Annotated in this window: 2 protein-coding genes and 1 pseudogene; all 3 read right to left on the bottom strand. The window is 40.6% G+C overall.

Annotated features, from left to right (window positions below; all coding sequences use genetic code 11):
• Positions 1 to 88: 88 nt before the first annotated feature.
• The gene (locus tag BACCELL_RS17500) at positions 89 to 1,627 is read right to left on the bottom strand and encodes a DUF6850 family outer membrane beta-barrel protein (RefSeq protein ID WP_044153962.1); all 1,539 of its coding nucleotides are present in this window, start codon (positions 1,625 to 1,627) and stop codon (positions 89 to 91) included.
• 10 nt (positions 1,628 to 1,637) lie between these two features.
• The gene (locus BACCELL_RS17495; protein ID WP_044153960.1) at positions 1,638 to 2,810 is read right to left on the bottom strand and encodes a DUF4876 domain-containing protein; all 1,173 of its coding nucleotides are present in this window, start codon (positions 2,808 to 2,810) and stop codon (positions 1,638 to 1,640) included.
• Positions 2,811 to 2,848: 38 nt separating this feature from the next.
• Positions 2,849 to 3,970: pseudogene (locus tag BACCELL_RS27480) on the bottom strand (TonB-dependent receptor); the annotation flags it as partial.

Raw genomic sequence — 3,970 nt, 5'->3', positions numbered from 1 at the left:
CGGATCTGATTTCTGATTATCCAAAATTTCTTTTTTTTCCATAACTCTATTGTTTTTTAGTTAGTCGCTTCAAAACTACGGAATCTATTTAGAAAAACAATCCTATTTGTACAGAAATATTTTCCTTATTTGAATTAAAAAGATTTTTAGAAGCATTTTCATACCCCATCGTCAATCGGGCAAACCAAGTAAAAGAAACGGTATGAGTATAAGTTAGAGATAAATGCAATGCCCATCTGGGCTCTGTTAAGTAATTGTACTCCTGTTCCAACCGCTCCAGATTCTGCCATAATTTGATTGCGGGCGTATTCTGTCCTGATTGCAACTGTTTTTCAGCTATCATAGTTCCACCTCCTTTACCGTACTCTGCCCCAATAGCTAAATCAATTCGGGCATTAGATAATAAGAAATTCCGAGTAAATGTAGCATATGCAGTAAAACGGCGTACAGTTTGCATATATTCAGCCGGATAAAAAAGCAATTGACTTTTTGTCTGCTTAAAGTCAATTCCCGAAACGATAGAATAACGACTATTCCACTCATTATAAAGTCGATAGTAACCATAAGTCAGCCCATATTCATTAATACGGGCAGTAGAACGAAGAACCTTCCCCGAAGAATGCCATGTACCCATGTTCTCTTCCTGCTGCTGCAAAAGATCATAACTATCCGACTTGTCAAACAAAACTTTCCAACTCCATTCATGGCGATTCAACGGAGAAACTAATGATCCTATACCTTTATAATCCAGTTTCCAGCCATCTGTCTCACCTTCTTTCTTGTTTTGTATACGGTCACTTACTATATTTTGTCTGACAAGGCTCCCTCCTATCTGTTGAAATAGCCGGAAGTATCCATAAACTCCCTCTTCTTGTAAGAATCCTCCGAACTCCTGTGCAGAATAATACCATTTTATATTTTCTCCTTTAGGCAAAGTTTTAAAGTACCCTAACGGATAAGAAACAAAGAAAGGATATGCCGTATGAGTACCTATATTCTGATAGTCCACCGTTTCTTTACGATTGCCATAAAATATGGAAGCCCCCAAACGATGACTTCCACACTCATAACCAACTCCAGGAGTTATTTTCCACTCCATCCACTGGTTTTCATTCCGAGGATCTGTATCCTTGGCATTCAGGTCAACTAAATAATCGAACCTCGAACCCATCAGCCAATGCGAAGAAACGGGTAGTGAAAATGCACCGGACAGTTGATATTGTTCCGAACGTTGATCGCCACTCACTGAATCACAAAGATTTACTCCACGCCAGCAGTCACCGGTCATCCCATTCCAGTTCACCTCTTGCTTCCGGTTATTCAGATATCCTATTTTTCCATATAAAGAGACATTACCTATAGTCTGGTAAGATTCACCAAACACCGCATACTTATTGGATGAAGCGGGCAAACTGACATTACCAAAGTTTCCATCTTCAAACCTATACCCCACTTCCGCCACAGAGAACGAGCGGAAACGGTTGAATGACATTCCTACTGGATTAGCTCCTGTCAGCCAATTATTCTGCTGATAAACCCCTTGCATAGAATAGATATGCAATGAATCAAACTGCGCATATACGGGAATCGCCGACAGAAGCCATAAAATAAATAATGTACTCCGCATAGTTGCTTGCTTATTTTTTTAAAGACGGTTCGGATACGATAAAGTCCTCCGCCGCATTGTTCGTATTCTGATAAATGAAACGCCCGTTGGTTGATGCTGCACTTTTACGTATCAACGATTTCCCGGAATAATCTCCTTCCGGAATATACACAGGTCCATGGTTCAGTTCATCAGGCACACGCTTATTGGCATTGGCTTCATTTTCCACACACTCCACACAATCAATCACCCACTCTTTCGGAATCATCAAATAGAATTTAGTCTTATTAGAAGCTTGAGGCCTGTTTTCCCTGTTCAATGGATTATTTACATATTCCTCTGCACTAATGCCTTCAAATCCAAATATCATAAATGTGGGGCCAACTACCGGAAATGAATACATCCATGCAGTCGAGTTAAGATTTAAAAGCAGGTTCAATGGTTTCACACCGGGTGTTATGTTCTGTTTGCTCAAACTTACATGCCAGAATCCCCAGTCAACTTTAGATAAATCAACCGAATTAGCATGCTGATATTCGCCTCCGGTATGATCTACAGCATTCGTTGCAATGGTAGTTTCTGCTCCGGGCAATAAAGGATACTCCTTACCACTACCCGGAAATTGCCAGGTCATATCAGCAACGGGAATCCGTTTCATATCCGTATATTTCACCCAGGGAGACACAATACCCGGCATCGGATCCACCAAAGCCAGACACAATCCATCCAGATATACAGTCTCATCAGAATTATTATAGAGTGTAACATATTGATCTGCCTGATAATCTGCTCCCAACTCTCCTTTACAACCCACATAATAAATCTCTTTAATGACCAATGCATTTATTTTAGAGCGCGCCAGTTGCAACTGAACTTTCATCACTTCTTCACCCTGTTCGGGCAATAACGACAAAGATTCCAATCTTCCACTGAAAATAATTCCGGAAACAGATTGATAATGTACGGCAACTGTATAATATCCATATTCCACATTAAACAGAGCTACTCCATCAGAAGAACATGAAGAGGTATAAACCGTGCCTTGATCCTTATTTGTCAATACCACCTCCATCTCTTCAAAAGGCAAGGTCACTTCATCCGTAGGAGAAAGCAGTTGGACACTCACAGAGCATGAGGAACTATTCTCATCCCCGGTACAAGCACATAGAAATAACACAAAGAAAAACAATACATAATATTTCATTCTCTTTCAATATCTAAAATTTAATACCAATACTAACTTTAAAAACGGATACTAATTTCCGCACCATAATATAAATCCGGATTCACAACTGCATATTTCTGTATGCTCCGCCGATATCGTTTCGGATTGGATTGCAGCAGGTTATTAGCACAAAAAGCAACCGAAACATGACGTCCGATCTCTTTAGTAACCCGAAGATTCAATAAGAAATAAGGTTTATACGAGTCCTTCAGAAAAGCGGTAGTTGTATTCGCCCTGATCACTAAGTCAGCAAAACATTCATCCGTCGCCATATCCGGCGTGAAAGGATGTTGGTTTCCCTCTCCGTCTATATAATAAACCGGATTCAGGCACTTCTGATTATTACTGTCCGTGTACACAGGGTTATTAAACCGGCTCTCCATTCCCCGCTGTTGTTTATCCATCCACACAGCCTGAAGCGTTAGGCTTGTGATCAAACCGATTCTGGGAATTTGAGTAACACACTGAAACCGGCTATTCAATTGTTGCCAGATTTGAGTATTCGCAACAGAAGGCCCTGTTTCATAAATACCTACATAAGGGTAAGCTTTTCCATTCACTTCTATCTGAGGATGCAAGGCAGAAAGTGCCGTATTCTTTTCACATACATCCAGATATCCGCCACTTATGTAAAATGAAGAACGCAGCGTCTTTGAATGAATCGGACCAATGGTATACTCAACACCTTGTTTTTCCTGTTCTATACCATTCTGGGGTGATAAATAGGTAGCAAACGTAGTATTCAAAGTATATGGAAGAAGTTCACCATCATTCATGACACCCTCATCCGTCAATTCCGGTTGTTCTCCTTTACTGATCAAAGGGGAATAGCGGCGATAGGAAAAAGGTTCGGCAAGTTGGGAGGTGCAATAGCCATTTTTGAGATGTTCCTTAAACCATACCACATCCGCAGTAACACCTCCTATCCGGAAATTCACCCCTATTTCAAACTTCTGATTAACAGGCAAACGCAAGTCGGAGTTAAAATTACGGTCAGTTACAAATGTATGCATGACGGTCAGACGCTGATTATTCTCAGCATCATTGTACGTAAAGCAATTCATATCCGTATACGATTTATCGGGATACAAATAAGCAAGTACAGGCATCTTATGCATCAATCCCCACCCCAGACGTAC

The sequence above is a fragment of the Bacteroides cellulosilyticus DSM 14838 genome (assembly GCF_000158035.1).
GTDB classification, from domain to species: Bacteria; Bacteroidota; Bacteroidia; order Bacteroidales; family Bacteroidaceae; genus Bacteroides; species Bacteroides cellulosilyticus.
This window is presented reverse-complemented; position numbering and strand designations above follow the sequence as displayed.

What these genes read in the sequence shown, in the direction of transcription:
- BACCELL_RS17495 (WP_044153960.1), bottom strand. Translation starts at nt 2,810, where the DNA reads ATGAAATATTATGTATTGTTTTTCTTTGTGTTATTTCTATGTGCTTGT.
- BACCELL_RS17500 (WP_044153962.1), bottom strand. Translation starts at nt 1,627, where the DNA reads ATGCGGAGTACATTATTTATTTTATGGCTTCTGTCGGCGATTCCCGTA.